Below are 24,042 nucleotides of genomic sequence, written 5' to 3'. Positions count from 1 at the left end.
GGAGCCCCCATCGATCCTTTTGCTTATTTTTGTTTTTTTAATTCTTCTCCATTTTTGCCTTGGTAACGTAGTCCCCAGCCAGTAAGTGCCGCGACAAGCATGACAATAACGAGGAACCATCCTTGAAAGACGAAGGGGAATACGGAAGTAGGTGCAACGATAGGCAACCACTCATACGTATCCTTCATCATCGTAATCGTAGACCAGCCGAGTAAAACTGGCGCTCCCCAAGGAAAAATATAACCTAATGCAGAAGTGACCGCATCTAGCATATTTGCCCGTCGATAGCGATGGATATGGTATTTTTCTCCGATTTCTTTAACGAAAGGTGCTGCAGCAATTTCAGCAGCAGTATTAATCGTAATCGCACTGTTGAGTAATGCGACAATACTCCAGATGGCAAGTTCTGCTCTTCTTACAGAGTTTTTAATCCATTTTACTAAGGTTTTAGTTATAACCTCCATTGTCCCACCAAGCTTAAGAAGATGGGCAGCAGCGACGATTAATAGAATAAGGATGGCCATATTAATATAACCACTAATACCGTCTATTAAGGCGCCTTCGACAATGCTATCAGAATCAGGATTAAAGCTTAGAATATCACCAATAGAACCAATTGGGAACAGAGCAATCGTCCCGACTGCTACTAGAATCCCCCAGGTCAGTGATGTAATAATATGATGTCCTGAAAGAGCTAAGATTAAAACAATCGCAAATGGAATCAGCATTACTAAGCCAGTAGGACTTGTTGTAGATTCAATACTCGCCTGATTTTCTATGGTGCCTCCACCACCAAAAATGATGAATAAAAGGAGTGTCGGGATAGCGGCAGCAATTGCATATTTGAATCGACTACGAACAACACCCGGGACATCTGCATCTTGTGTAGTAGCAGAAACAATTGTCGTGTCGGAAACAGGTGCTAAGTTATCACCAAAAACCGCTCCTGCCAATATCGCAGCAAATAGAATCGTTGGGTCAGCTCCCGTTGCAACCCCTGCTGGATACATTAAAGTACAGAAAGCAACTGTAGTACCATACCCAGTTCCGACTGCGGTAGAAAAAACCGCTGCAAGCACAAATGTCATGCCAACAAATAATCCACCAGTAAATCCAGTAATCGATCCAATCCATACTAAGCCCTCTACTAAACCACCTACCTGCAGGACTTGTGCAAACATCCCTGCATAGAACCATGCAACCATTGCTACAACTCCAATTGGTTGCGCAAGTCCGTCAAATAACCCCTGTGCATAATCAGCCCATTTACTTTTACAGAAAAATAATCCTAGTGTAATACCGAATACAGCTCCAAGCACTAAGCCGATTTCAGATGATAATTGAAGAACACTTGTTGTGATGGCCCAAATAACAAAAAACAATAAAGGAATGGCAGCACCCAATGGGCCAAGACGAAAGGTTAGCTGATTTATTTTTCGATCACCTGTTGTGCGTGCCAAATTTTCTTGTGACATGTATTTCCCTCCTTATAACCAAACCTGCTCTATATTATTCTATCTTAGAAGAAACTATTAAAAAAACAGATAACGTGTAACATTGTACCATAATCAGCTTTAAAGATAAAAACAGAATAGAATGCTAGTTTTTGGTTCTATTATTCGGGAATCTAGCATAGAATCGTAATGATTACGTTTTAATAAAAAAATGGAAGGAGAAGCTATGAAAAGAAACCTGTCCTCTCTTACGATTGATAGTTGTCTCTTGTTATTATTTGCGGCTGTTGTTTGTCTTGTTAGTCTTAATCCAAACAACAGCGTTTTTCAAATACCTGATTCCTTTTATCAAATGAATACGATCTTTCTTAGTATATTAATTGAGGCGCTGCCATTTGTTTTAATAGGTGTGTTGATTGCTGGTTTTATTCAAATGTTTATTACGGAAAATCAATTGAAGCGATGGATACCAAAAAACAAATATGCTGCGATTTTAATGAGCTGTGTCGTTGGGGCATTATTTCCAGCGTGTGAATGTGGAATTGTTCCTATTGTTCGTAGATTAATTGCTAAAGGTGTACCACTTTTTGCGGGGATTGGTTTTCTTCTTACAGGTCCTTTGATCAATCCGATCGTCATTTTTTCTACCTATATGGCATTCGGAAATGACCTAGAAATTGCTTTACTACGTATGGGAATTGGTTTTATTGTAGCACTTATTATCGCATTTATCATCAGCCTTCTCTATCGAACCAATCAATTAAAACAAGAAGCTGTCCATACAACCACTCAGATTAATTATGAGACAAGCCTTCTAACCAAAGCAAGAAAAACATTGCTTCATGCGGTAGATGAATTTTTTGATATGGGCAAATATTTAATTATTGGAGCATTTCTCGCCGCTTTTGTTCAAGTATATGTATCCACCAAGCTACTTGTCTCGATTGGGGACGGGCCGTTCACTTCCTTATTCGTTATGATGGGATTAGCCTATTTCCTTTCCCTATGCTCGGAGGCGGATGCTTTTATCGGTTCCTCGTTCAGCAATATTTTTCCGAAGGGTGCCATACTCGGTTTTCTTGTCTATGGACCGATGATTGATCTAAAAAATACGTTCATGATGCTAAGTGTGTTCAAAGCACGATTTGTCTTTGCTTTTGTCATGATCGTAACAGTCATTGTATTTATCAGCATCAGCTGCTGGCAACTCTTATTTTAATGGAGGGGAGGTAGATGAAAATAAATGTCCAGCAATTAGTACGAGCGATCATCCTTTTCTTGTTTGCATTTTTTATTTATCGATTACATCATAGTGGGGAAATACTACAGCTCATCAATCCGAAGTACGAGACGCTAAGTATGATAGGGGCTACCATTTTCTTCGTTCTGTCTTTCGTGCAGCTTTTTCGCATTTTCTCAGTATCAAGTAACCATATCCATTGTGAGCATACAGATCATCGACACGATCATGGTGACAAGCCGATAAATATCAAAAAAGTAATCAGCTATCTCATCATCCTTTTTCCATTAGCAACGGGCTTCCTTCTACCATTTGCAACATTAGATGCTTCCATTGCTAAGAATAAGGGGGCAACACTTTCCTTAAGGAACCAAGGAGAAAGAGAGGTTGAATCTGCGCCTCTACCTACGAATGATCCAAATCAAATAGATCCAAATGTTTATAAGAATAAGGTTTCAAAAGAGGAGTATGAGTGGATACAACAGGATTTGTTCCATCAACCCCATCTGAAAATGGAAGATACCCTGTATGCCCTCATCTACCAAGAGGTCACACAAAATATAAATATGTTCAATGGGAGAAAAATCACCTTAAATGGTTTTGTTTATCGAGAGCAAGACTTTGCATCCAATCAGCTAGTTATTGGTAGATTTTTGATCACACATTGTATAGCAGATGCAGGCTTGATCGGCTTTTTAGCAGAATTTGATCAGGAAATGACGGTGAGTGAGGATACGTGGATGGAGGTGACAGGAACAATTCGTCTAACGGAATACCAGGGCACGTCCATCCCTTTACTAGAAATAGAGGAATACCAGACAATCGATCAACCAGAGCAGCCCTATGTCTATCCACTAAATATACAAGTTCTAGGAGGAGGGTAGGGGATTTGTCTTAAAATGGCTTCAGTATCATCATTATAATAATAAACAGTAGCAACGTGTTTTCCACATATTCTGTACGTAGTAGCTTTTGAACATGATCGGCATAAGATTCTGGTACATCGTCTCCCTTATGTGTTTTCAGCATCTCATTAATCGGTGCTGCATATTTTTTTAATAACGTTGGTCCAAGTCCAATCGCAATAAAATAGAGCGTTAAGCTTGTCAAATACCAGCCTTGTTTAAATAAAATTGGATGGATGAACCCCATCAGCAGCCCTGTGACTAACAGTAGAATGCCACCAGTCATGACGAATACATGAATTCTCTTTTTTAACCTAAAAGCATAACGAATTTCATCCATCGTTTTCGCCGACTTAATTATTTTTGTTAATACAAAGCCAGGCCCGATGCCAACAATCGCAGATATGATATGAATCAGTACTAGTATTGGATAGATGGATTCCATCTTGATCACCCTCTTAATAAATTGCCAGAGTTGCAAAAATAATCGCCGAAGCTGCAAAAAAGTAGCCGAAGTTGCAAAAATAATCCAGAATCTCGCAAAATAGCAGTGGAGCTCGAATATGTAAAAATCGCAAACAAAATATTTTGCTTGCGATCTTGAAATAAGATTATCGATTTTTTAGATAGATGTCAAATAGTTAAGCCATTCTTATGCATAGACGAGCTCGCGTGCTAGACGATCACAGAATTTTTCACAGCGCAAATAGTCATCATTTTGTGGAGTAAGTTCGACCTTTAAGGTGACAGCAAGATTTGTTTGCACATAAAGCATGTCACGGAAAATATCAACAGCACCACAGAAATATGGATAGAAGCTATCACCGGTTCCGAACACACCTGTGGTCACATGCTTCATATCTTCCTGTTCAAATGCTTCAAAAAGGTCTTCCATTTCAAGCGGTAATTCTCCATTATCCCACGAGTATGTTCCCACTGCTATCATGTCGTATTCTTTCAGTGTACTAAAATCACATTCATCCACTAGTAGGAGATCTGTTTCGATATCACGTGCTTCCATTTTTTCATGAATGATTTCAGCTAGGGTAGATGTATTTCCTGTTACAGATGTATAGATAATGGCTGCTTTCATTGGTGAAACCTCCTTGTTATAAAATGATCGCCTAGATAAAAAATCCCTTATAGTTCATCAAAACCATTAGATGAGGAAACCTTTGTATACGTACGAGATTTTTGCTCGAAGAAATCTGATTTGGTTTCATTCATCATTTCATCACTAAAAACATGAATCCATGCCATCGGATTTTCGCGGTCTGGATAATAATTATCAAGTCCAATTTGGCGGAAACGTTTGTTAGCCAAATATTCTACATAGCCATGGAATTCTTCCAGATTAATTCCATCGATGTCCTTTAAAATATAGTCTGCCCATTCCTTCTCTAATTGAACAGCATGATCGATTGTTTTGTAAACAAAATCAATATTTTCTTTTGTATTTAACTCCGGATTTTCCGTAAGTAGAATGCGCACAAATTGTGAAACGAAATAAGCATGCTGCATTTCGTCACGTTGGATATAGCTAATCATTGTACTTGTTTTTAACATTTTTTGTTGACGAGCTAAATGATAGAAGAAGGCAAATCCTGCATAGAAATAAATACCTTCTAAGTTAATGGAGTTAATCGCTAGCTCAAAAAGACGCTGAGGTGTTGGATTATCTCGGAAAGCATCATAGCTATCTAAAATGAGTTGATTTCTTTTTCGAACAATTGGGTCATCCTTCGCTTGGTTAAAGCGATCGTTTTGCTCTCGTAATGGTACAAGTGAGCTAAGGATATAAGAATAGGATTCATTGTGTACAGCCTCTTGTTGGGCAATAACGGCAAAAATTGATTTGAAGCTAGAGTCTGTTACATAGTCCATTACATGTGTCATTGTCGGTGTTTGTAGGCTGTCGAGTGATGCCAATTGTGTATTAATACGTAGGAAAACATCTTTTTCCGTTTCACTTAAATGATCCCATTGTTTAATATCATCCTGCATATTAATTTCTTGTGCCTTCCAAAAATTAGACAATAATGTTTGATACAAATCATACATTTGTGGATAAGCAATATCGTTCCAGTTTAATAGTCCTGATGATTCCCCATTAATGATCCCTGTTGCTTTATTCGGATATGTCGGATTAAGTAGCTTTATTTTCGTTAAAGTTTCGTCTGTTTTTGCCATGATGATAGTGCCTCCTTTTTCATATCAATCAGTAGAAAAGCGAAGCCATAACAATTAGCTATGGCATGCTTCACATTCTTCTATCTCTGTTTGTGATGTACTACGAACATAATAGGTTGTTTTTAATTTATTTTCCCATGCACTAATGTGTAGGTTGAGTAAATCCTTTGCCTTTATATCGTGGCGCACATAGAAGTTAAAGCTAATCGCTTGGTCGATATGGCGTTGTCTCTTAGCGTTTTGTTTAATACTCCATACTTGATCAAGCTCATGGCGTGCGCGGCGGTAATAGTTATACGTGACGTGGTCTAAATCAGGTGCAGTTACTTTAAATTTAAAGTTTTTCTTTTCCTCTGCATACTCTACTGCATATAATGGATCAATTCCATCTGTTGATCCGCCGATTTTTGCAGTGGAGGAGTTTGGTGCTACAGCCATCAACCAGCCATTGCGTATCCCATTTTCGGCAACTTCCTCACGTAGTTGCTTCCAGCGATCAGAGTGATAATCTCTACGATCAAAATAAACACCTGATTGCCATTCAGAACCTTCAAATTCAGAATAAGCTCCTTTTTCTTTCGCTAATTCCATGGATGCTTTAATCGTATAATAAGCAATATCTTCATATACTTTATCAGCATAGTCTACCGCTTCCTCAGATTCCCAATGGATGCTTTCTAATGCTAATAGATGATGCCAGCCAAAAGTTCCTAAACCAACTGCACGATATTTTTTATTCGTTGCCTGTGCTTGCCCAACCGAAATAGTATTCAAGTCAATAACATTATCTAACATTCTGACCTGGATGCTGATGAGACGCTCTAATACTTTCTCGCGCACCGCATTTGGTAAGTTAATAGAGGATAAATTACACACAACGAAATCACCAGGCTTACGGACAATCACAATATTGCCATCTTCATCTTGGTATTCTTTTGAAATAGTAGTTGGTGACATGTTTTGCGCAATTTCCGTACATAGGTTACTACAATAAATAGACGTTTTACCGATTCCGCGCTTATGCTTGTTTGGATTTTGACGGTTTACCTCATCACGGTAGAACATATATGGTGTACCTGTTTCTAATTGTGCTACCATAATACGTGCCATAATATCCATCGCACGATACGTTTTTCTAGGAAGTAGTGGATGATTCACGGCCTCCCAATATTTCTCGGTAAAATATTTATGATCTTTTTCATCATAGAAATCTTCTAATCCAAGCGGGTTACCAGCTTCGTCCTTCCAGCCCATTATTTGCTTCACTTGGTGTGGACAGAAGGTATGCCATTCCCCAATACTTTTTCCATTCGCATCTTTTTCTTGTAGTTGCTCCATAAATAAGTCAGGAATCGCAACACCTGTAAAAATATCATGTGCCTTACGGCGTTCATCCCCATTATTTGTTTTCAGATCTAAAAATCCATTCATAATATCCTTATGGAAAACGTCTAGGTAAATAGCGACAGCACCTTGACGTTGACCCAGCTGATCAACACTCACTGCCGTATCGTTAATCAGACGAATCCAAGGAACAACACCAGAGGAATTCCCTTTGAATTTTTTAATATCTGATCCTAGTGCACGAACCTTGCCATAATAGATACCAATTCCTCCACCATCCTTACTCAGGCGGGCGATATCCCAGTTATTAAGATAGATACCATCTAAGGAATCATCTACTGTATCAATAAAGCAGGAAGATAGCTGGCCATAGCTTTTCCCGGCATTAGATAATGTTGGAGTAGCTACTGTCATATAGAGATGGCTTAGAGCCCAGTATGCTTCCTTAACGAAGTCAATACGTTTTTCTTTTGGTTCGTTTTTCATTAATGTCATCGCAATAATCATGAAGCGCTCTTGTGGTAGCTCGTATAAATTACGGTCATGATCACGTGCCAAATATCGATCAGCCAAAAGGAAGAGTCCAATATAATTGAATAATTTATCTCTGTCTGGCACAATGGCTTTATGTAATTCGTCCATTTCCTCTTTAGAATAGCTAGCTAATAATTCAGGATTGTAAATACCTTTATCGGTTAATGCTTGGATAAGGGAATAGAAATCACCATATTTTTCTGTTTCAGAAAAGCTTCGATTTTTAGCTGCTTCCTGGTATAATTGAGTTAAATGTAAGTGTGCCGCTAGAAACGTCCAGTTTGGTTGATCCATGGAGATTCTGTTCAAAGAATAGAATAGTGCTTCCTGTGTTAATTCATCATGAGATTTCATGGATTCGTTAATTTTACTTTGAATATCCTTTGTGTCTAGACCATATTTTTCTGTCGCCTCTTCCAGTGCTTTTGAAACACTTTGCTTCATTGATTGAACTTCTGTTGTCATAAGAAAACCTCCATATACATAATAAAAGCGCCCATATCAGAGCGAAAATATCATTATCTTTTTAAAAGAAAGAATTATAAATAATACAATATATTGATGAATTTCTTTGTTTTTTAACTATATATTGTATTCTATCTTAAAATGTTCTTTTTTACAATAGAAAAAACTCGGGAAAATATTAAGCTTAATAGAAAAGATAGTGCTAATAGTTGATATAGAGATATTTATCTCCATAACAGGACTTTTTTCCTGTTTTTTATAGTGATAAAATAAGGAATTTTATGTGTTTTAATGAACGATAAAAATAATTATAAGCCCCAATAGACTATATCGTCCAATTAAAAAAGTTGTTTAATTATGATATTTTTAATAGATAGAAATTGATAGGAGTGATAGCATGGCGACATTTGATGATTTTATGAAACTGGATCTACGAATAGGAACAATTCTGGAGGCAGAGCCATTTACGGAAGCAAGAAAACCAGCCATCAAACTAAAAATTGATTTTGGGGAACAATTAGGGATCAAACAATCATCTGCTCAAATTACCAAACGCTATACCCCTGAAAGATTAATCGGTAGACAAATAGCTGCTGTAGTCAATTTTCCATCAATGAGAATAGCAGGGTATAAGTCAGAGGTTCTCGTATTAGGTGGAGTGCCAAATGATACAGATGTTGTTCTTCTGCATCCTGATGAGGAAGTAGAGAATGGAACAAAAATTTCATAAAATCCGATAGCGAAGGGACTCCTTTTATAGAAAAGGAGTCTTTTTGTTTGATTTATTATTCTTAAAGGCAAATATATATTGCAAAATGTAATGTGTTGAATTATAATAAAAGAAAAACATGGAGGAATGAAGATGCTATTTCGCAAAAAACGTTATCAAGATGAGCGAGTAACAGCGGAACAAAATAGGATTTATCGAGAAATTTATTTATTGATATATGTAATTTGTTTTTTATCTATTGTTTATAAGTTCATTATGAATGGGGAGATTTCATTAAATCTTGTAGGAACGGAGATGTTAATCGTATTAGTTAGCGGAATTTATTATGCGATACGATCAGCTAAGCTTGGACTTTTTTCAGCTGAGGTGGAAATTCACGATCAGAAAAACAAATGGAGCTACCAGTCAAAAACGATTTTCTCAGGAATTGGAATTGGCGTATTGCTTGGTATTATTTTCGGAGTAAATAGTGCCTATCAATATGCAGACAGTCAAATGCAAGCCTATTATTATTTCTTTCTAGTTTTTATCGTCACTCTGATCATTTATATGCCAATTCTATTATTGTTAATGCTTGGAAGCTATTCTGCAGCAAAGAAAAAGAGTGACAAAGTCATAGAGAAGCAGCTAGAGGAATAGGTGAGAGGATGAAAAATTTAAAGCTAAAGATGGCCAGAGCAGAACATGATCTATCACAAGCAGAACTAGCCAAATTAGTCGGCGTCACTCGACAAACGATCGGGCTAATTGAACTAGGTAAGTACAATCCTAGCCTACAATTATGTATAACGATTTGTCGTACATTAAATAAAACGTTAGATGATTTGTTTTGGGAGGAAGATGGATGAGAGGAAGGGGGGAATCCAAACCATAGGATTGTGACCGCTAGTTAGAAGATGGTTCGGATTTCCAATCTTCCTCGCTTAATTTTCTAAATTTGCTTGATTGTATTCCATGATTACATCATCTCCACCAGCTGCTTTCCAATCCGCAATTGCTTGATCAAAGCCTTCTTCGTCTATTTCGCCTAAGATATAATTGAAGGTTGCATCTGTTATCATCGTATTTAGTTCCTCGCTTTTTAAATCAAAGTTTGCTGAGTCTAACGTAACGGTCGGATTTTTTATAATATATTTTTCATTGTCTTTAAACAACGCTTCTGCTTTTTCTCTTGCTTCTAATGGAAAGGCGCCTTCATAGCGTCCGTTTGTATCAGACTCGCCAATTTCAAGTGTTTGATAGGGGATAACTTCTCGCTCAAGCTTCCCGCTATCCTCGATAGCAAGTGCTCTCCCGTTCTCTAACGTGTAATGCTCCCCCTCTATTCCCCAATAAACGATATTCGCAACCTCAGGCTCCATCATCTTGTCAAAAAAGGCCAAAATTGTTTTTAATTCCTCCTCTGTTTCGACAGAAGACTTTGGAAAGAAATAGGGATGATTGTATCCTGGAATACTCCATATTTGATATTCTCCATGAGGTCCTTTTATTTGGTTATGGACATCCAGCTCCATTTCCGGATTTATCGCTACCCCGTCACTGTATAAAGCACTAACATCACACATACAGCCGATATAAGCTCCAGCTTTCCCCGATTTAATCATATCCTGCTGATCCGGTTTACTCGTAACAGGGAAGTCTTGATTAATATAGCCTTTCTCATGTAATTGCCTCATAAATTGTAGTGTTTCCTTATATGCAGGGAACATAAATGCGGGAAGTAGCTCCCCATCTTTTTCTCCCCATTCATTCGGTGTATTAAACCAAGAGGCGATCGTGTTAAAGGAACCATATGCTAGATCACCGCGATCAGCCAAACCGATTGTATCATCTTTGCCGTTGCCATCAGGGTCATTCTCGGTAAATTGCTTCAGCATATTAAAAAATTCTTCGGTAGTTTGTGGTGTGGATAACCCTAGATTATCTGCCCAATCCTTTCGGTAGATAATGCCTTGTCGAGACAATGGGCGCCCTTGATAGAGAGCATACAGCTTTCCATCCACTCTTGTATTATCTAAAATTTCCTTCTTTAGCTTCTTTAAATTTTCAAATTCATCAAGGTAGGGCTCAATCTCCCAAAACTGTCCATCCCTTATTGCTTCTTTAAAGTTCCCTTCGATAGGTATGTTCGCAACCTCTGGCATATTGCCGGTTGCAAAGGCTGTACTCATACGATCTTGATAATTACTAGCAGGCACATACTGAAGGTCTAATTGAACGCCTGTTAATTCTTCTATTTTTTCTTCGATTTTGGGATCGGGTGTTTCGGCTGTATGGAGTGGTGTTAATATTGTAATTTCTGAGTCTACTTTTGACTCCTCCTGTGTAGTGCGATCATTTTGGTTACACCCAATTAACATCATTCCGAGAAGAATAAAATAAATAAAAATCCTCACCTTACATTTCATCAAAACAGCCCCTTTTAAAAAAATACTCCCTAAATATATATGTTTGGTAGAATCTTTTTATCCTTGCTAGCACACAGCCCCCTCGATGGCAAAAAAAAGAAAGAAGACAAATCTAGTCCTCTTTCTGTTCATACTGAATCGCATGTAGTCTTGCAAAAACACCATCTCGAGCTAATAATTCTTGATACGTGCCTTCTTCTGCAATGCCGTCCTTCGTTACAACAACTACACGATCGGCATCCCGAATGGTAGCAAGTCTATGAGCAATGACAAGTGTTGTACGGTTTTCTGCCAGTTGATCTAAGGATTGTTGAATTAATCTTTCTGTCTCCGTATCTAGGGCAGAAGTCGCCTCATCTAAAATGAGAATCGGTGGGTTTTTAAGAAATGTTCGCGCAATGGCTAAACGCTGCTTCTGACCACCAGAAAGCTTCAAGCCGCGCTCACCAATTTGAGTATCATATCCTTCAGGTAGACTGGCAATAACCTCATCTAAGTGTGCCTTTTTAGCGGCTTCAATAATTTCTTCCTCTGTCGCCTCTTTCTTGCCATACGCGATGTTTTCCCGTACAGTACCGGTAAATAGAAAGACATCCTGTTGAACAATTCCAATTTGATCACGCAATGACTTTTTAGTCATCTTCCGAATGTCGATTCCATCAATGGTGATTGATCCACTATCCACATCATAAAATCTAGGAATAAGGGAACAAATCGTCGTTTTTCCTGCACCAGATGGCCCCACAAATGCAACGGTCTCACCAGGGTTAACCTTTAAGCTAATATCCTTTAAGACACGCTGATACTGATCATAGGAAAAATCGACATGTTGGAATTGAATATTACCAGATAAACTAGCTACATCAACGGCATCAGGAGCGTCGACAATTTCCGGATCCTTGGCAAGAAGCTCACGGAAACGACGGAACCCTGCCATGCCCTTTGGATAGAGCTCTAACAATGCACTGATTTTATCAACTGGTTTAATCAAAACATTAGTGTAAAGCACAAAGCTAACTAACTCGCCATAGGAGAGCTTGTTATGAAGACTTAACCATGCACCAACAACTAGGACGATTAAAGTAAGAAATCTTGTCATCATATAAATGCTGGAATGCGTTCCTGCCATTACCTTGTATGCTTTAATCTTTGCTTTACGGAACAGGCCATTGTCTTTTTTGAAACGATTAATTTCAAACTCCTCGTTAGTAAAGGATTGAACGACACGAACACCAGAAACGGCATCCTCCACTCGTCCATTAACATCCGCGATTTTGCCATACATTTGATGCCATGCCTTATTCATTGCCATATTACAATAGGTAACTAATACAACAAGCAGTGGAACAATGACTAGTGCGATGACAGCAAGTGTCGGATTAATCGTAAACATAATTCCAAAAGCCCCAGCGAATGTCATTACTGCAATAAAGGCATCCTCTGGTCCATGATGCGCAAGCTCGCCGATATCGAATAAATCATTCGTGATCCGACTCATAATATGTCCTGTTTTTGTATTATCAAAAAAACGAAAGGACTGACGTTGTACATGAACAAATAATTCCTCACGCATATCTGTTTCAATATTTATTCCAAGCTTATGTCCAAGATAGCTCACAATAAATTGAAGGAAGGTACTCAATAAATAAACAGCAAACAGGAGAATACAGACAGTCAGAATGACGTTCCAGCTACCCTCTAACAACAAATCATCGATCAGCCATTGTACAGCAAGCGGGAATGCAAGCTCTAGAATAGCTACAATGATTGCACTCGTAAAATCAATCATAAATAGCCGTTTATGTGGTTTATAGTAAGAAAAAAATTGCTTTAACATGTGAATGTGTACTCCTTTATAGATATTTGGCTTCACATATTATAGCAGAAAATACCGAAATATGATGGGAAAAGGGTTCGATGTAATCTAAAAAAGAAAATTTCTTTTCCGTCCAAGCTTTCCGCCTTTTGTGTATTTTTGTGGAATGACTTCAATCTGATCCATCTGAAGGGTATAATCATAGTCAACCGCCATGAACAATCGATAAAGTATCCAGAAACCAAACAGTATTTGCCCAATGAACAAAATGACAAAAAGGAGACCATCCGTAAATCCAGCCATAATCAGATATATAACCTGAAGTAAAAGCAATGGCCAATGCTTTAATAAAACAATCATACTACCAGTTAAAATCCCGATAATCATAAACATCTCCATATCCATTCTCTTTTCACCACCTTTTATGCTTACTATCCCCAAAATAGCTTTTATTTTGCATAGAGATCCCGTTTTTTACAATGATTCTTACGTGATGGAGTAGCAATACAGCAATATAGAAGAAACGAAGAATAACAACAGATGGTAGAGTAAAGATAAAAGGAGGTTGTCTGTTTGAACAAACCAAAGGGAGAATTCAAAGGTGGAAATAACATTGCACTAAAAATTCCTAAATATCAATACAGCGAGACAGTCCATTTTTATAAAGAAGTCATCAAGCTACCCTATTTGGGCAATATGGCCGGATCACATGCCTTTCAATTTGGTGATGTCACACTATGGTTGGATTGTATGGACAATTATTCTAAACAGGATGTATGGCTGGAGCTCCAGACAGACAATGTGAAGGTAGCGGCAGACTATTTGCGTGAGAATCATATTAATAGAAGAGACGAAGTAGAGGTTCACGAGAATTCAGAGGGCTATTGGATTTCAGATCCCTGTGGAACGATTCTTAGAGTTAACCCACAAAAGAAAAATTCTTTGTAGGACGCGCCTATCAATAAGTACGTCCTTTTGAAATAGACAAAGGTTAGCACCCTAAAAGAGGAAAATTTAATCATTTGTCGAATCTAACTAGAAGAACATCGTAAGACCTACTAATGGTAGTAGTCATATCTTATCTAGGAGTTGATGCCTAATATGAACAGAATTAATCTTATTACTTTAGGTGTAAAGGATATTGGGGAATCGCTGAAGTTTTACCGAGACATAGGTTTTGAAGCATCTGTGACGGGTGACGAGGAAAAGCCTGTTATTGTGTTCTTTAAAAATGAGGGATCAAAGTTAGAGTTATTTCCAATCGAGGAATTGGCAAAGGATATCAACGAAAATCATCCTCCAGAATTGTCAAAAGGGGGATTCTCGGGTATCACGCTTGCTTATAATGCAAAATCTGAAATCGAGGTGAATCATATTTTTCAATTAGTCAAAAAAGTCGGTGCCCAAGTAGTCAAAGAGCCGCAAAATTTATCATGGGGTGGATACGGAGGGTATTTCATTGACCCTGATGGTTATTACTGGGAGGTAGCCTATGGCTCAGTCTGGGAATTCGATGACTCTAACATGTTGATCATTAAAAATTAAAGGCATTCAGCATAAATCCTTATGCAATATAAAAAGGAGAGAATAATGGATAAAATAATAGATGACATAGCTAATTTTATAAATAGTAAAGATCAACAAGTAATCATAGGAATCTCCGGTCATGGTGCTTCTGGGAAAACCACCTTTGCCAATAAACTTATCCATTATCTAGGAGATAAAGCGCTAAATTTCATGAATACAGACCCATATATTATCGGCTCGGATCTGCGTAAGTACACCGTATTGAATTATGAATATAACCATGAAGAACATCATTATAAAATGACCGCATGTCATCCTACAGCCCATCATTTGTCCGCATTAGAAAGAGATATTCACATGATTAGAAAAGGTTTAGATTTTTATACAATTGGCACACATTTTAAAGAAAGCACGTTTATTTCTTCCGCAAAAAAAGTAACTATTATAGAGGGAATGAGTATGGCTTTTTTGAGTCAACAATTATTTGATTTGACGGTCTATTTATATACGGACGGAGAAACGGAGTTCAAGAGAAGAGAAATTCGAGATATATCTGAAAGAGGGACAGATATTCAATACCTAAGAGATTCTCATCAAGAGCGCAGAATACAATATGAATTATTCATGCATCCATATCATCAGCATTTTGATGTAGTGATAAAAAACAATAATCAGGGGTTCATCGTGGAAAAATATGAACTTATCTATTGACATCCATTCGCGAAGAAAAGAGTGAACAGCATCTCCCAACTTAGACTTTCTGATGCCTTCTTTCTAAGAATGACTTTTCCTAGAAGATAGAATGCGATAGAATAAGGGGAAATAGGTTGTGTAAGGAGATAAGTAATGACAACAATTAACGATATCGCGAAGATGGCAGGAGTTTCTCGATCTACCGTCTCTCGATTTTTAAACAAAAATGGTTATGTGAGTGAGGAGGCTGCCAAAAGAATCCAAGACGTCATCCATGATACCGGCTATATGCCGAGCCAGTCTGCTCAATCATTACGAACGAAAAAGTCAGGTGTGATTGGTGTGATTTTACCAAAGATCAGCACAGAAACCGCCAGTCGAGTAGTCAGCGGGATTAATCAGTTCTTGCAAAAGAATCACTATCAGGTGCTGTTAGCCGATACGTCCCTAAATCATGAAAAAGAAATTGAGTTTATCCGCTTACTTCAATCGCGTAATGTCGATGGAATTATCTTATTAGGTACACATATTTCAACAGAATTAATGAGGGCCATTCAGGAAAGTCGCGTTCCGATTGTCGTCATTGGACAAGATATGCCTGAGACTACTTCGGTTATCTATCCAGATTATCTAGCTACCGTTGAAATGATCGAATATATGCTAGAAAGAAAGTATCGCCAAATTGCTTATATCGGTGTTGGGGAGGAAGATCCGGCTATCGGAATAGAGAGAAAAAGAGCATATGTCGATACATTGAAAAAATATCATCTTACCGTCAGAGAGCAATGGATTCAGCTAGGGGATTTTAGTATTGAATCAGGATATCAAGCGATGAGGCGATTGATGGAAACCTCGTCATCTAGACCTGATGCTGTGTTTGTCGTCACAGATCGAATGGCAATTGGTGCTATTCAATATTTGAAGGATCATCAGTACCGTATACCAGAGAATGTCGCGATTGGAGCAACGGGTGCGTCGACTTTATCGAAATATTTAGAGCCGAGTCTAACAACCATTGATTTTCAAAATGAGGAAGCGGGTACGTTAGCGGCACAATTAATGGTGAAAGCATTAGAGGGAGAAGATGAAGTAGAAAAAAAGGTTATTCACAGCTATAGACTTTTAAAACGAGATAGTGTATGATGAAAACGTGAACAATATGAGATCGATACCATATTGTTCTTTTTAATAAAGAATATGGGAACGATTCCTTGTTAGGTGTGAAGTAGAAGCAATCCTATTTTAAAATTTTTTTAGCTCGTTGTGGAATCGATACCATGTATAGAGGAGGATATTTATGAGTAGCAATCAGGACATTGCCAAACAAGTCGTAGAAGCAATAGGTGGACCGGAAAACGTTCAATCTGTGGCACATTGTGCGACAAGACTTAGAATTATGGTTCATGACAAAGACAAAATTAATGAAAAAAAAGTAGAAGAGATTGATAAGGTGAAAGGTGCCTTCTTTAACTCAGGACAATATCAAATTATTTTTGGTACAGGGACAGTCAACCGTATTTATGAAGAAGTCAACAATCTAGGAGTTTCAGGAACGACAAAGTCCGAAATGAAACAGGAAGCGGCAAAACAAGGAACAGCCTTTCAACGAGCGATTCGTACATTTGGTGACGTTTTTGTTCCTATTATACCTGTTCTTGTTGCCACAGGTTTGTTTATGGGACTTCGCGGATTATTGACACAGGAACAGGTCTTATCTCTTTTTGGACTGACACCCGATAGTATATCCGATAACTTTCTATTATTTACTGAGGTGCTAACAGATACAGCCTTTGTGTTTTTACCAGCACTTGTAGCATGGTCGACCTTTAGAGTATTTGGTGGAACTCCTATCATTGGATTCGTACTTGGGTTAATGTTGGTTTCCCCAGCACTTCCGAATGCTTGGGCAGTAGCAGAAGGCAATGCAGATCCATTATATTTTCTTGGCTTTATCCCAGTTATTGGTTATCAGGGCTCTGTCTTACCGGCATTCTTTGCAGGTCTGATTGGTGCTAAAGTAGAAAGGTTTTTCCGTAAACGGGTGCCAGAGGCATTGGATCTAATCGTTACACCATTTATTGTATTGCTTATTATGATTACTTTGTCTCTATTCGTGTTAGGGCCAATTCTCCACCTAGTAGAAAATGGCATTTTCGATGGAGTGATAGCCGTATTAGAGCTACCGTTTGGATTGGCTGGATTAATTATAGGCTTTTTCAATCAAATTATTGTAATAACGGGTGTTCATCATATTTTTAATTTCTTGGAGATCCAATTATTAGAGAATCTAGGGTTTAACCCATTTAATCCAATTGTTACTGCTGCCATTGCCGCACAAGGTGGGGCTGCATTAGCGGTTGCCGTGAAAACAAAATCAAAAAAATTAAAAGCACTAGCTTATCCATCCTCCCTGTCGGCATTTCTAGGTATTACAGAGCCAGCAATATTTGGTGTGAACCTACGCTACGGGAAACCATTCATCATGGGGTTAATTGGTGGGGCGATTGGAGGATTTCTTGCAGATATTTTACGTTTACAAGCAACTGGTATGGCGATTACTGTCATTCCAGGAACGTTATTATATCTAAATGAGCAAATCTTCCTCTATTTAATCGTAAATATTGTTGGTATTGCTGTTGCCTTTGTACTTACGTATCTGTTCGGTTACAAGGATGAATAAAAAAAGAAATAAAATCTATTAAGGGATGTTAAACATGAATCAAGATCAACAACTGAAAGAACTTGCATACAAACGAATAGAACAATTTCAAGGAAAAGCAAAGCAGGATCCTTATTTTCCTAGCTATCATATCGCACCACCAACAGGACTAATAAATGATCCAAATGGCTGGATCGAGTGGAAAGGCACTTACCATCTGTTTTATCAATGGATGCCATTTGAGACAGGACATGGTGCAAAATATTGGGGACATGTTAGCTCAAGTAATTTGATTGATTGGAAGGAAGAACCAATTGCCTTAGCCCCGAGTTCATGGTATGACAAGGATGGCTGTTATTCAGGGAGTGCAATTGCAATCGAAAATAAATTACAGCTTTATTATACTGGGAATGTGAAAATTAATGGGCAGCGTCAATCGTACCAATGCCTAGCAGTTTCTACGGATGGAAGGAAATTTGACAAGAAAGGGGTCGTGCTCGATGTCCCAGAAGGATATACAGCCCATTACCGTGATCCAAAAGTTTGGAAAGAAGCGGAGCACTACTATATGGTGCTAGGTGCACAGACAATAGAGGAAGAAGGTTGTGTAGTTTTATATTCTTCCAAAGATTTAGAAGAATGGCAATTTCATGGACAGCTTGCAGGGGGCTTTGGCTATATGTGGGAATGTCCCGATTTCTTTCGATTAGGCGAAAAGGATGTCTTGCTATTTTCCCCACAAGGAATCGAAGCAGATGGCATTCATTATCAGAATACTTTTCAATCAGGCTATATGATTGGAAATTGGCAGCAGGGTACCACTGACTTTACGCATGGACCTTTCTTTGAGCTTGATCATGGCTTTGATTTTTATGCTCCACAGACAACCTTAGATAAGAAAGGCAGACGCATTTTAATTGCTTGGATGGGGATGGCAGATGAAAATGAGCCATTTCATCCAACGATCGAAAATGATTGGATTCACCAGCTTACGCTCCCAAGAGAATTAGTTATGCATCAGGATCGAATCTATCAAAAGCCTGTCAAAGAATTGCAAGCATTGCGCAAACATCAACTAGTAGATACACAGGTAAAGATAAATTGGACAGGTGATGTTCCTGCTGTTAGTGAATTTATTATCACGCCAGAAAATAGAGAAAACCTTCACATAGACTTGTTTGGTTATGCTACAATAGATTTTGATCCAACAACAAAACAAGTCAAATTAACAAGACCAAAACTGAGTAGTCATCAACGAGAGGAACGAGTGGCTGTTGTGGCCGATCATTTATTGGAGATCCGGTGCTATCTTGATCGCTCGTCTCTAGAAATTTTTGTGAACCATGGAGAATTGGTGTTTACAGCAAGAATTTTTCCACAAAAACAGAATAGAAGCCTCTCCATTACAGGAGAAGGTAATCTAAAGGTTTGGTCATTACAATAGGGAGGTCGTAAGGTTGCAGTTAGGCGCAATTGAAGCAGGAGGAACCAAATTTGTACTAGGAATTGGCAATGAGCAAGGGGAAATTTTAGAAAAAATCATCATTCCAACGGAGCATCCAGACATAACCGTTCCTAAAGTCATCGAGTTTTTTCAAGATAAAGGAATAGAACGTCTCGGTTTAGGAGGCTTTGGTCCAATCGATATCAATGAAACGAGTCCAACATATGGTCAACTCCAGCGAACACCAAAAACGGACTGGGTGAACTATCCATTAGGAGCTAAATTAAAGGAAGCATTAGGCGTACCAGTCATTATCGATACAGATGTAAACGTAGCAGCAATGTCTGAGGCGAAATGGGGCAATGCGACAGATGTGGATAGCTGCCTATATATTACGGTTGGGACAGGCATTGGTGCAGGTGCCTACTTCCATGGTCAAACATTGAAGGGACTGTCTCATTCTGAAATGGGTCATATTAAGGTAAGAAGACATCCAGATGACACGTATAGTGGCACATGCCCATACCATGGTGATTGTCTGGAAGGAATCGCCGCAGGTCCATCCTTGGAAAGACGTTGGGGTAAGAAGGGCCATGAGCTAGCAGATGACCAGAAGGTTTGGAAAATGGAAGCATATTATTTAGCCCAAGCATTAACAAGCTATATTTATATTCTGTCTCCTGAACGAATTATTATGGGTGGTGGTGTAATGAAGCAAGAACAGCTTTTCCCACTCATTCGCAAAAATGTACTAGAAATGCTAAATGGTTATGTTAGTTCTCCTTATCTTACAGAAAAAGAAATTGATCAATACATCGTGCCACCAGGTCTAACCGACGAGGCTGGCGTAAAAGGTGCACTATACTTAGCAATGCAATAAATAGATCTCCGAGACAATTCTCGGGGATTTTTTAGTAGTATAAGAAAAGCTAACGCGAGCTCCTCTAAAAAATGGATTCGATAATTAGATGTAAGCTACCCCAAACATATGAACCAAACGTAAATTAATTTACATCCTTTCCTTTCCAATACCTATAAAATCATACTTTTCCAAGGAATTCTGTTTTCCTTCCCTTTACATTTCCTTCACAAACTTTAGACATTCTGTTTAATCGTAATTAAAACTTGCCTAGTAGAATGATAGATACAGACAACTAGAAGTGAGGTGAGTGATGATAATCGATTTGCATATACATTCCACTTTTTCCGATGGAGAGCTAACCCCTGAGCAAATTGTGGCCACAGCAGTGAGAAAAGAGATCACGATAATATCGATCACAGATCATGATGAAATGGCTGGTTATGTTAAGGCAAGAAAAAATGCGCCAGCTAATTTACATGTGATTCCCGGAATAGAGCTTAATACAGACGGGGAAGATGGCGAATTACATATACTCGGCTATTATATAAACCCTGACTGTGAGGCATTAATAAGACATATTGCTTGGCGTAAAGAGGAACGGAAGCAATGGGCTCAAGATATTATCGAAAAATTAAATCAGTTAGGCTATGCTGTTTCCTTAAAGGAATGTCTTCAGAAAGCAACTGGAGATATTATCGTACGGACACATATAGCAGATGTTTTAGTCGAAAAAGGCTATTTTCACACAAGTAAGCAAGCCCATGAAAAACTGTTAAAAAAAGGCGCAGATGCATTTGTGCCGAGAGCTCCGTTCACAGCAATACAAGCAATTGACTTGATTCATGAAGCTTGTGGACAAGCTTTTTTAGCACATCCAGGTATTTATCCTGAAATCCCTCCTATAAAAAAATTGATGGAGAATGGCCTTGATGGAATAGAGGTCTATCATCCAAAGCATTCTGTAAGTGACACGCAATATTGGAAGGGAATCGCCATAAAATATAGCTGCCGTCAATCTGGAGGAAGTGATCATCATGGACCAAGCTCCCGAAATCCTTATCCGATTGGAAGTGTTTTGGTTGAATCGGACTGTATCGACCAATGGAAACAGGAGGTGTAGCTGATGTACTTATATCTGTCTTCAACCCTTTGTTGGAACTACCCAATACCTGATGTGCTGCAAATAGCAGAAGCATTTCATTTAGATGGAGTAGAGGTTTGGATAGACCAGATACATTTTCATCAATCCACTCTTGAAGAGATCATAGAAGCTAAAAAGTATACGAATCAATCCTTAACAATTCATGCATCAAGCTGGGATCTAAATCCTTGTGCATTAAACCCGGAAGTACAAAGAAGTTCATTAAAGGAAATCGAGTATGCGATGGAAGTAGGAGATAGGCTGGATGCAAGGAATATAACAATTCATCCAGGGAAAATGACGATCGAGCATGTGGATCGAAAGCATTATATAAAGGTCTTAAGACAGAATTTGCTCAGACTAGCTGAAAAAGCAAATCAATACAATGTCCACCTATCCGTAGAGTTAATGGAGGAGAAGCAAAAGGAGCTTATCACCACTCCGAATGATATGAACGACCTATTGGAGGGGCTACCTGATCGCATTCGGGTAACCTTTGATGTGGCACATGTTCCATTAGATGTAGAGCCGAACAATTACTATGAAAAACTGAATCGCATTAATAAGATCCATCTTAGTGATACTTCAAAGGAAGCCTACCATATTGCATTAGGTGATGGGGAGAGCAAATTAGATAGAATCATTACCGAATTAAAGGATAGTCATTTACCTATTGTTTTGGAAGGATTCGATCAAAATCCATCATTCCCCTTATTAAAAAAGCATCTTCAGTATGTAGAGCAAAAGGCAGTCTTAGGGAGGGAAGCGCTTGAGAATTTTAGTTACAAATGATGATGGCATCTTTCATCCAGGTATAGAAGCAATGGTGAATGTTCTTGGCCACTTTGGAGAGGTATATGTCGTAAGTCCAGATAAGGAAAGAAGTGCTATCAGTCATTCCATAACATTACGCCATCCAATTAAAGCGATCAAAAATAAGCTTTTTACGACAGCAATCCAATCATGGATGGTGAATGGCACACCAGCAGATTGTGTGAACATGGGGATCAATGTATTAATGAAAGAACCCCCAGATATCGTTTTTTCAGGGATTAATATTGGGCCTAATTTAGGAAGAGATATTTTTTATTCGGGTACGATCGCAGGAGCAATGGAAGCTACGTTACATAACATCCCTGCTGTTGCTGTTTCGTTAGCATCGTTTGACAGTCAATATGTGAATTACGAGCAGGTCAAAATTTTATTTTATCGATTGGCGGAGGTGATTTTTCAATATACATTACCTAAGGAAATACTGCTAAATGTGAACTTACCATACACCTCAAAGGAATTGTGCCGTGGTGTTAAAGTGGTGGATGTAGATATGCAGGTACAACGTTATCGCTATGTTGGACTGAACGATCCACATGGTCAAATCTATTATTGGTTAAAGGACGAATACCAGCAGCTAGATAAACTGAGGGAAAATAAAGATTTTAGTAGCCTGCGAGAAGGATATATTACGATTTCGCCTGTTGAGCTAAGAGCAAGTAATAAAAGAAAAAAAGAACAACTGAATCGATGGTTTTCCCACAGCGTTAACCGTCCGTAAGCTTCCGTAGAATTTTAATTTAAGGAGGAATTATGTTATGTTTCGTTGGAAAAATATGATTTTATTCATTGGTCTTATCACCGTTTTAGCAGCATGTTCTACCTCCGAAACTTCTGGGAAGGAAAGCTCAGACGTTTCAGGAGAATTATCCTTTTATACCTCTCAACCAGATGTGGATGCAGAACAATTAGTTCAAGCATTTAACGAAAAATATCCGGATGTAAATGTCTCTATCTATCGATCTGGAACAGAAGAAGTGATGAGTAAAGTGCAAGCTGAAAAACAAGCGGGAGAAGTGCAAGCAGACGTTCTCTTAGTTGCAGATTCGGTAACATTTGAAAGCTTAAAGGAACAAAAGATGCTAAAAGCATATGAATCCCCTGAAATGGAATCCATTCCGGAGCCATTCGTCGATCCAGATCATATGTATGCAGGCACGAAGGTTATGTCGACGGCAATGGTAGTGAATGCCGATAATGTAAAGGAGCCCCCAGCATCATGGAATGTTTTAACAGAACAAAGTGGTAATGTAGCGATGCCAAGCCCATTATATTCCGGAGCAGCTGCTTACAATCTAGGAGTTTTCACACGCACTGATGGATTTGGATGGGAATTTTACGAAGCTATACAAGCAGGTAATCCGACAATCACCCAAGGTAATGGCGCCGTTTTAAAAGCTGTTGCTGCAGGAGAGGTGGACTATGGTATGGTTGTCGATTTTGTCGTGGCACGTGCTGAAGCAGAAGGTTCTCCCGTGACACTCGTCTATCCGGAAGAAGGAGTACCAGTCATCACGGAGCCGATTGGAATTATGAAAGATACACAAAATGAAGCTGCCGCTAAGGCATTTGTCGATTTTGTTTTATCAGAAGAAGGACAAGAGCTTGCATCAGAAATAGGCTACACGCCGATTCGGGAAGGTGTAGAAGCACCTAAAGGTCTAAAAACGATTGAGGAAATGAAAGTCTTAGAAGCGGATACTAAAGAATTATTTAAAGCACGAGAGGAAGACAAGCAAAGATTTAATCAACTCTTTGGAGAATAGGTGAAAACATGCAAATTTCCACAAAAGAAAACA

At 38.6% G+C, this 24,042-nt stretch carries 24 protein-coding genes; 16 read left to right on the top strand and 8 right to left on the bottom strand.

The genetic code is table 11. The features are described 5' to 3' along the window. Window positions 1–23: 23 nt before the first annotated feature. The gene (locus tag DLJ74_RS06010; RefSeq protein WP_109983750.1) at window positions 24–1,475 is read right to left on the bottom strand and encodes a Na+/H+ antiporter NhaC family protein; all 1,452 of its coding nucleotides are present in this window, start codon (window positions 1,473–1,475) and stop codon (window positions 24–26) included. Between the two features lie 205 nt (window positions 1,476–1,680). Here DLJ74_RS06010 and DLJ74_RS06005 point away from each other — a divergent pair, with 205 nt between their 5' ends. Further along, on the top strand, window positions 1,681–2,673 hold the full coding sequence (locus DLJ74_RS06005; protein ID WP_109983749.1) for a permease: 993 nt from the start codon (window positions 1,681–1,683) through the stop codon (window positions 2,671–2,673). 14 nt (window positions 2,674–2,687) lie between these two features. After that, the gene (locus tag DLJ74_RS06000; RefSeq protein WP_109983748.1) at window positions 2,688–3,578 is read left to right on the top strand and encodes a TIGR03943 family putative permease subunit; all 891 of its coding nucleotides are present in this window, start codon (window positions 2,688–2,690) and stop codon (window positions 3,576–3,578) included. A gap of 10 nt (window positions 3,579–3,588) precedes the next feature. Here DLJ74_RS06000 and DLJ74_RS05995 read toward each other — a convergent pair whose 3' ends face one another. The 4 genes from DLJ74_RS05995 to DLJ74_RS05980 form a co-directional block, all read right to left on the bottom strand. Continuing rightward, window positions 3,589–4,044, bottom strand: a complete 456-nt coding sequence (locus DLJ74_RS05995; RefSeq protein WP_054787163.1) for a DUF2269 family protein — start codon at window positions 4,042–4,044, stop codon at window positions 3,589–3,591. A gap of 207 nt (window positions 4,045–4,251) precedes the next feature. Continuing rightward, a complete protein-coding gene (locus DLJ74_RS05990; RefSeq protein WP_054787164.1) occupies window positions 4,252–4,692 on the bottom strand; it encodes a flavodoxin domain-containing protein in 441 nt (146 codons plus the stop codon). Window positions 4,693–4,739: 47 nt separating this feature from the next. After that, a complete protein-coding gene (locus tag DLJ74_RS05985; protein WP_109983747.1) occupies window positions 4,740–5,789 on the bottom strand; it encodes a ribonucleotide-diphosphate reductase subunit beta in 1,050 nt (349 codons plus the stop codon). A gap of 54 nt (window positions 5,790–5,843) precedes the next feature. Then, window positions 5,844–8,132 (bottom strand): ribonucleoside-diphosphate reductase subunit alpha, encoded by a 2,289-nt coding sequence (locus DLJ74_RS05980; RefSeq protein ID WP_109983746.1) that lies wholly within the window; start codon window positions 8,130–8,132, stop codon window positions 5,844–5,846. A gap of 397 nt (window positions 8,133–8,529) precedes the next feature. Between DLJ74_RS05980 and csaA the strand changes: the two genes are divergently transcribed. The 3 genes from csaA to DLJ74_RS05965 all read left to right on the top strand — a co-directional run bounded on the left by csaA (window position 8,530) and on the right by DLJ74_RS05965 (window position 9,710). Then, window positions 8,530–8,862, top strand: coding sequence for a chaperone CsaA (csaA, locus tag DLJ74_RS05975; protein WP_054787165.1), 333 nt, complete (start codon window positions 8,530–8,532; stop codon window positions 8,860–8,862). A gap of 132 nt (window positions 8,863–8,994) precedes the next feature. Next, window positions 8,995–9,501, top strand: coding sequence for a DUF6773 family protein (locus tag DLJ74_RS05970; protein ID WP_109983745.1), 507 nt, complete (start codon window positions 8,995–8,997; stop codon window positions 9,499–9,501). Window positions 9,502–9,509: 8 nt separating this feature from the next. Continuing rightward, window positions 9,510–9,710, top strand: coding sequence for a helix-turn-helix transcriptional regulator (locus tag DLJ74_RS05965; RefSeq protein ID WP_109983744.1), 201 nt, complete (start codon window positions 9,510–9,512; stop codon window positions 9,708–9,710). A gap of 75 nt (window positions 9,711–9,785) precedes the next feature. Here DLJ74_RS05965 and DLJ74_RS05960 read toward each other — a convergent pair whose 3' ends face one another. From DLJ74_RS05960 to DLJ74_RS05950, 3 genes are all read right to left on the bottom strand, one after another. Further along, window positions 9,786–11,270 (bottom strand): extracellular solute-binding protein, encoded by a 1,485-nt coding sequence (locus tag DLJ74_RS05960; protein ID WP_109983743.1) that lies wholly within the window; start codon window positions 11,268–11,270, stop codon window positions 9,786–9,788. Window positions 11,271–11,382: 112 nt separating this feature from the next. Beyond that, on the bottom strand, window positions 11,383–13,107 hold the full coding sequence (locus DLJ74_RS05955; protein ID WP_109983742.1) for an ABC transporter ATP-binding protein: 1,725 nt from the start codon (window positions 13,105–13,107) through the stop codon (window positions 11,383–11,385). A gap of 87 nt (window positions 13,108–13,194) precedes the next feature. Then, entirely contained in the window at window positions 13,195–13,491 is a 297-nt protein-coding gene (locus DLJ74_RS05950; RefSeq protein ID WP_109983741.1) for a hypothetical protein, read from the bottom strand. Between the two features lie 168 nt (window positions 13,492–13,659). Here DLJ74_RS05950 and DLJ74_RS05945 point away from each other — a divergent pair, with 168 nt between their 5' ends. From DLJ74_RS05945 to DLJ74_RS05895, 11 genes are all read left to right on the top strand, one after another. After that, window positions 13,660–14,034: a hypothetical protein gene (locus tag DLJ74_RS05945; RefSeq protein WP_054787168.1), complete on the top strand. Its 375-nt coding sequence runs from the start codon at window positions 13,660–13,662 to the stop codon at window positions 14,032–14,034. 153 nt (window positions 14,035–14,187) lie between these two features. Beyond that, window positions 14,188–14,631 carry a VOC family protein gene (locus tag DLJ74_RS05940; RefSeq protein WP_109983740.1) on the top strand — a complete coding sequence of 148 codons (444 nt, stop codon included), beginning with the start codon at window positions 14,188–14,190 and terminating at the stop codon, window positions 14,629–14,631. Window positions 14,632–14,676: 45 nt separating this feature from the next. After that, window positions 14,677–15,324, top strand: a complete 648-nt coding sequence (locus DLJ74_RS05935; RefSeq protein ID WP_054859733.1) for a uridine kinase family protein — start codon at window positions 14,677–14,679, stop codon at window positions 15,322–15,324. A gap of 135 nt (window positions 15,325–15,459) precedes the next feature. Next, the gene (locus DLJ74_RS05930; protein ID WP_109983739.1) at window positions 15,460–16,449 is read left to right on the top strand and encodes a LacI family DNA-binding transcriptional regulator; all 990 of its coding nucleotides are present in this window, start codon (window positions 15,460–15,462) and stop codon (window positions 16,447–16,449) included. A gap of 154 nt (window positions 16,450–16,603) precedes the next feature. Continuing rightward, window positions 16,604–17,986, top strand: a complete 1,383-nt coding sequence (locus tag DLJ74_RS05925) for a sucrose-specific PTS transporter subunit IIBC (RefSeq protein ID WP_109983738.1) — start codon at window positions 16,604–16,606, stop codon at window positions 17,984–17,986. Window positions 17,987–18,020: 34 nt separating this feature from the next. Beyond that, window positions 18,021–19,409 (top strand): glycoside hydrolase family 32 protein, encoded by a 1,389-nt coding sequence (locus tag DLJ74_RS05920; RefSeq protein ID WP_109983737.1) that lies wholly within the window; start codon window positions 18,021–18,023, stop codon window positions 19,407–19,409. 13 nt (window positions 19,410–19,422) lie between these two features. Next, a complete protein-coding gene (locus DLJ74_RS05915) occupies window positions 19,423–20,289 on the top strand; it encodes an ROK family protein (RefSeq protein WP_109983736.1) in 867 nt (288 codons plus the stop codon). A gap of 292 nt (window positions 20,290–20,581) precedes the next feature. Next, a complete protein-coding gene (locus tag DLJ74_RS05910) occupies window positions 20,582–21,391 on the top strand; it encodes a PHP domain-containing protein (RefSeq protein WP_109983735.1) in 810 nt (269 codons plus the stop codon). A 3-nt stretch (window positions 21,392–21,394) separates the two neighbouring features. After that, window positions 21,395–22,204, top strand: coding sequence for a sugar phosphate isomerase/epimerase family protein (locus tag DLJ74_RS05905; protein WP_109983734.1), 810 nt, complete (start codon window positions 21,395–21,397; stop codon window positions 22,202–22,204). Next, a complete protein-coding gene (gene surE / locus DLJ74_RS05900) occupies window positions 22,182–22,964 on the top strand; it encodes a 5'/3'-nucleotidase SurE (RefSeq protein WP_109983733.1) in 783 nt (260 codons plus the stop codon). The genes DLJ74_RS05905 and surE overlap by 23 nt, the downstream gene beginning before the upstream one ends. A 37-nt stretch (window positions 22,965–23,001) precedes the next feature. Further along, on the top strand, window positions 23,002–24,009 hold the full coding sequence (locus DLJ74_RS05895) for an ABC transporter substrate-binding protein (RefSeq protein ID WP_109983732.1): 1,008 nt from the start codon (window positions 23,002–23,004) through the stop codon (window positions 24,007–24,009). Window positions 24,010–24,042 lie beyond the last annotated feature (33 nt).

Origin of the sequence: Gracilibacillus dipsosauri (assembly GCF_003176895.1) — a bacterium.
GTDB lineage: Bacteria > Bacillota > Bacilli > Bacillales > Amphibacillaceae > Gracilibacillus > Gracilibacillus dipsosauri.
This window is presented reverse-complemented; position numbering and strand designations above follow the sequence as displayed.

Bases quoted from the DNA above. Each gene is read 5' to 3' on its own strand.
- DLJ74_RS06010 (WP_109983750.1), bottom strand. From the start codon at position 1,475: ATGTCACAAGAAAATTTGGCACGCACAACAGGTGATCGAAAAATAAAT.
- DLJ74_RS06005 (WP_109983749.1), top strand. From the start codon at position 1,681: ATGAAAAGAAACCTGTCCTCTCTTACGATTGATAGTTGTCTCTTGTTA.
- DLJ74_RS06000 (WP_109983748.1), top strand. From the start codon at position 2,688: ATGAAAATAAATGTCCAGCAATTAGTACGAGCGATCATCCTTTTCTTG.
- DLJ74_RS05995 (WP_054787163.1), bottom strand. From the start codon at position 4,044: ATGGAATCCATCTATCCAATACTAGTACTGATTCATATCATATCTGCG.
- DLJ74_RS05990 (WP_054787164.1), bottom strand. From the start codon at position 4,692: ATGAAAGCAGCCATTATCTATACATCTGTAACAGGAAATACATCTACC.
- DLJ74_RS05985 (WP_109983747.1), bottom strand. From the start codon at position 5,789: ATGGCAAAAACAGACGAAACTTTAACGAAAATAAAGCTACTTAATCCG.
- DLJ74_RS05980 (WP_109983746.1), bottom strand. From the start codon at position 8,132: ATGACAACAGAAGTTCAATCAATGAAGCAAAGTGTTTCAAAAGCACTG.
- csaA (WP_054787165.1), top strand. From the start codon at position 8,530: ATGGCGACATTTGATGATTTTATGAAACTGGATCTACGAATAGGAACA.
- DLJ74_RS05970 (WP_109983745.1), top strand. From the start codon at position 8,995: ATGCTATTTCGCAAAAAACGTTATCAAGATGAGCGAGTAACAGCGGAA.
- DLJ74_RS05965 (WP_109983744.1), top strand. From the start codon at position 9,510: ATGAAAAATTTAAAGCTAAAGATGGCCAGAGCAGAACATGATCTATCA.
- DLJ74_RS05960 (WP_109983743.1), bottom strand. From the start codon at position 11,270: ATGAAATGTAAGGTGAGGATTTTTATTTATTTTATTCTTCTCGGAATG.
- DLJ74_RS05955 (WP_109983742.1), bottom strand. From the start codon at position 13,107: ATGTTAAAGCAATTTTTTTCTTACTATAAACCACATAAACGGCTATTT.
- DLJ74_RS05950 (WP_109983741.1), bottom strand. From the start codon at position 13,491: ATGGATATGGAGATGTTTATGATTATCGGGATTTTAACTGGTAGTATG.
- DLJ74_RS05940 (WP_109983740.1), top strand. From the start codon at position 14,188: ATGAACAGAATTAATCTTATTACTTTAGGTGTAAAGGATATTGGGGAA.
- DLJ74_RS05935 (WP_054859733.1), top strand. From the start codon at position 14,677: ATGGATAAAATAATAGATGACATAGCTAATTTTATAAATAGTAAAGAT.
- DLJ74_RS05930 (WP_109983739.1), top strand. From the start codon at position 15,460: ATGACAACAATTAACGATATCGCGAAGATGGCAGGAGTTTCTCGATCT.
- DLJ74_RS05925 (WP_109983738.1), top strand. From the start codon at position 16,604: ATGAGTAGCAATCAGGACATTGCCAAACAAGTCGTAGAAGCAATAGGT.
- DLJ74_RS05920 (WP_109983737.1), top strand. From the start codon at position 18,021: ATGAATCAAGATCAACAACTGAAAGAACTTGCATACAAACGAATAGAA.
- DLJ74_RS05910 (WP_109983735.1), top strand. From the start codon at position 20,582: ATGATAATCGATTTGCATATACATTCCACTTTTTCCGATGGAGAGCTA.
- DLJ74_RS05905 (WP_109983734.1), top strand. From the start codon at position 21,395: ATGTACTTATATCTGTCTTCAACCCTTTGTTGGAACTACCCAATACCT.
- DLJ74_RS05895 (WP_109983732.1), top strand. From the start codon at position 23,002: ATGTTTCGTTGGAAAAATATGATTTTATTCATTGGTCTTATCACCGTT.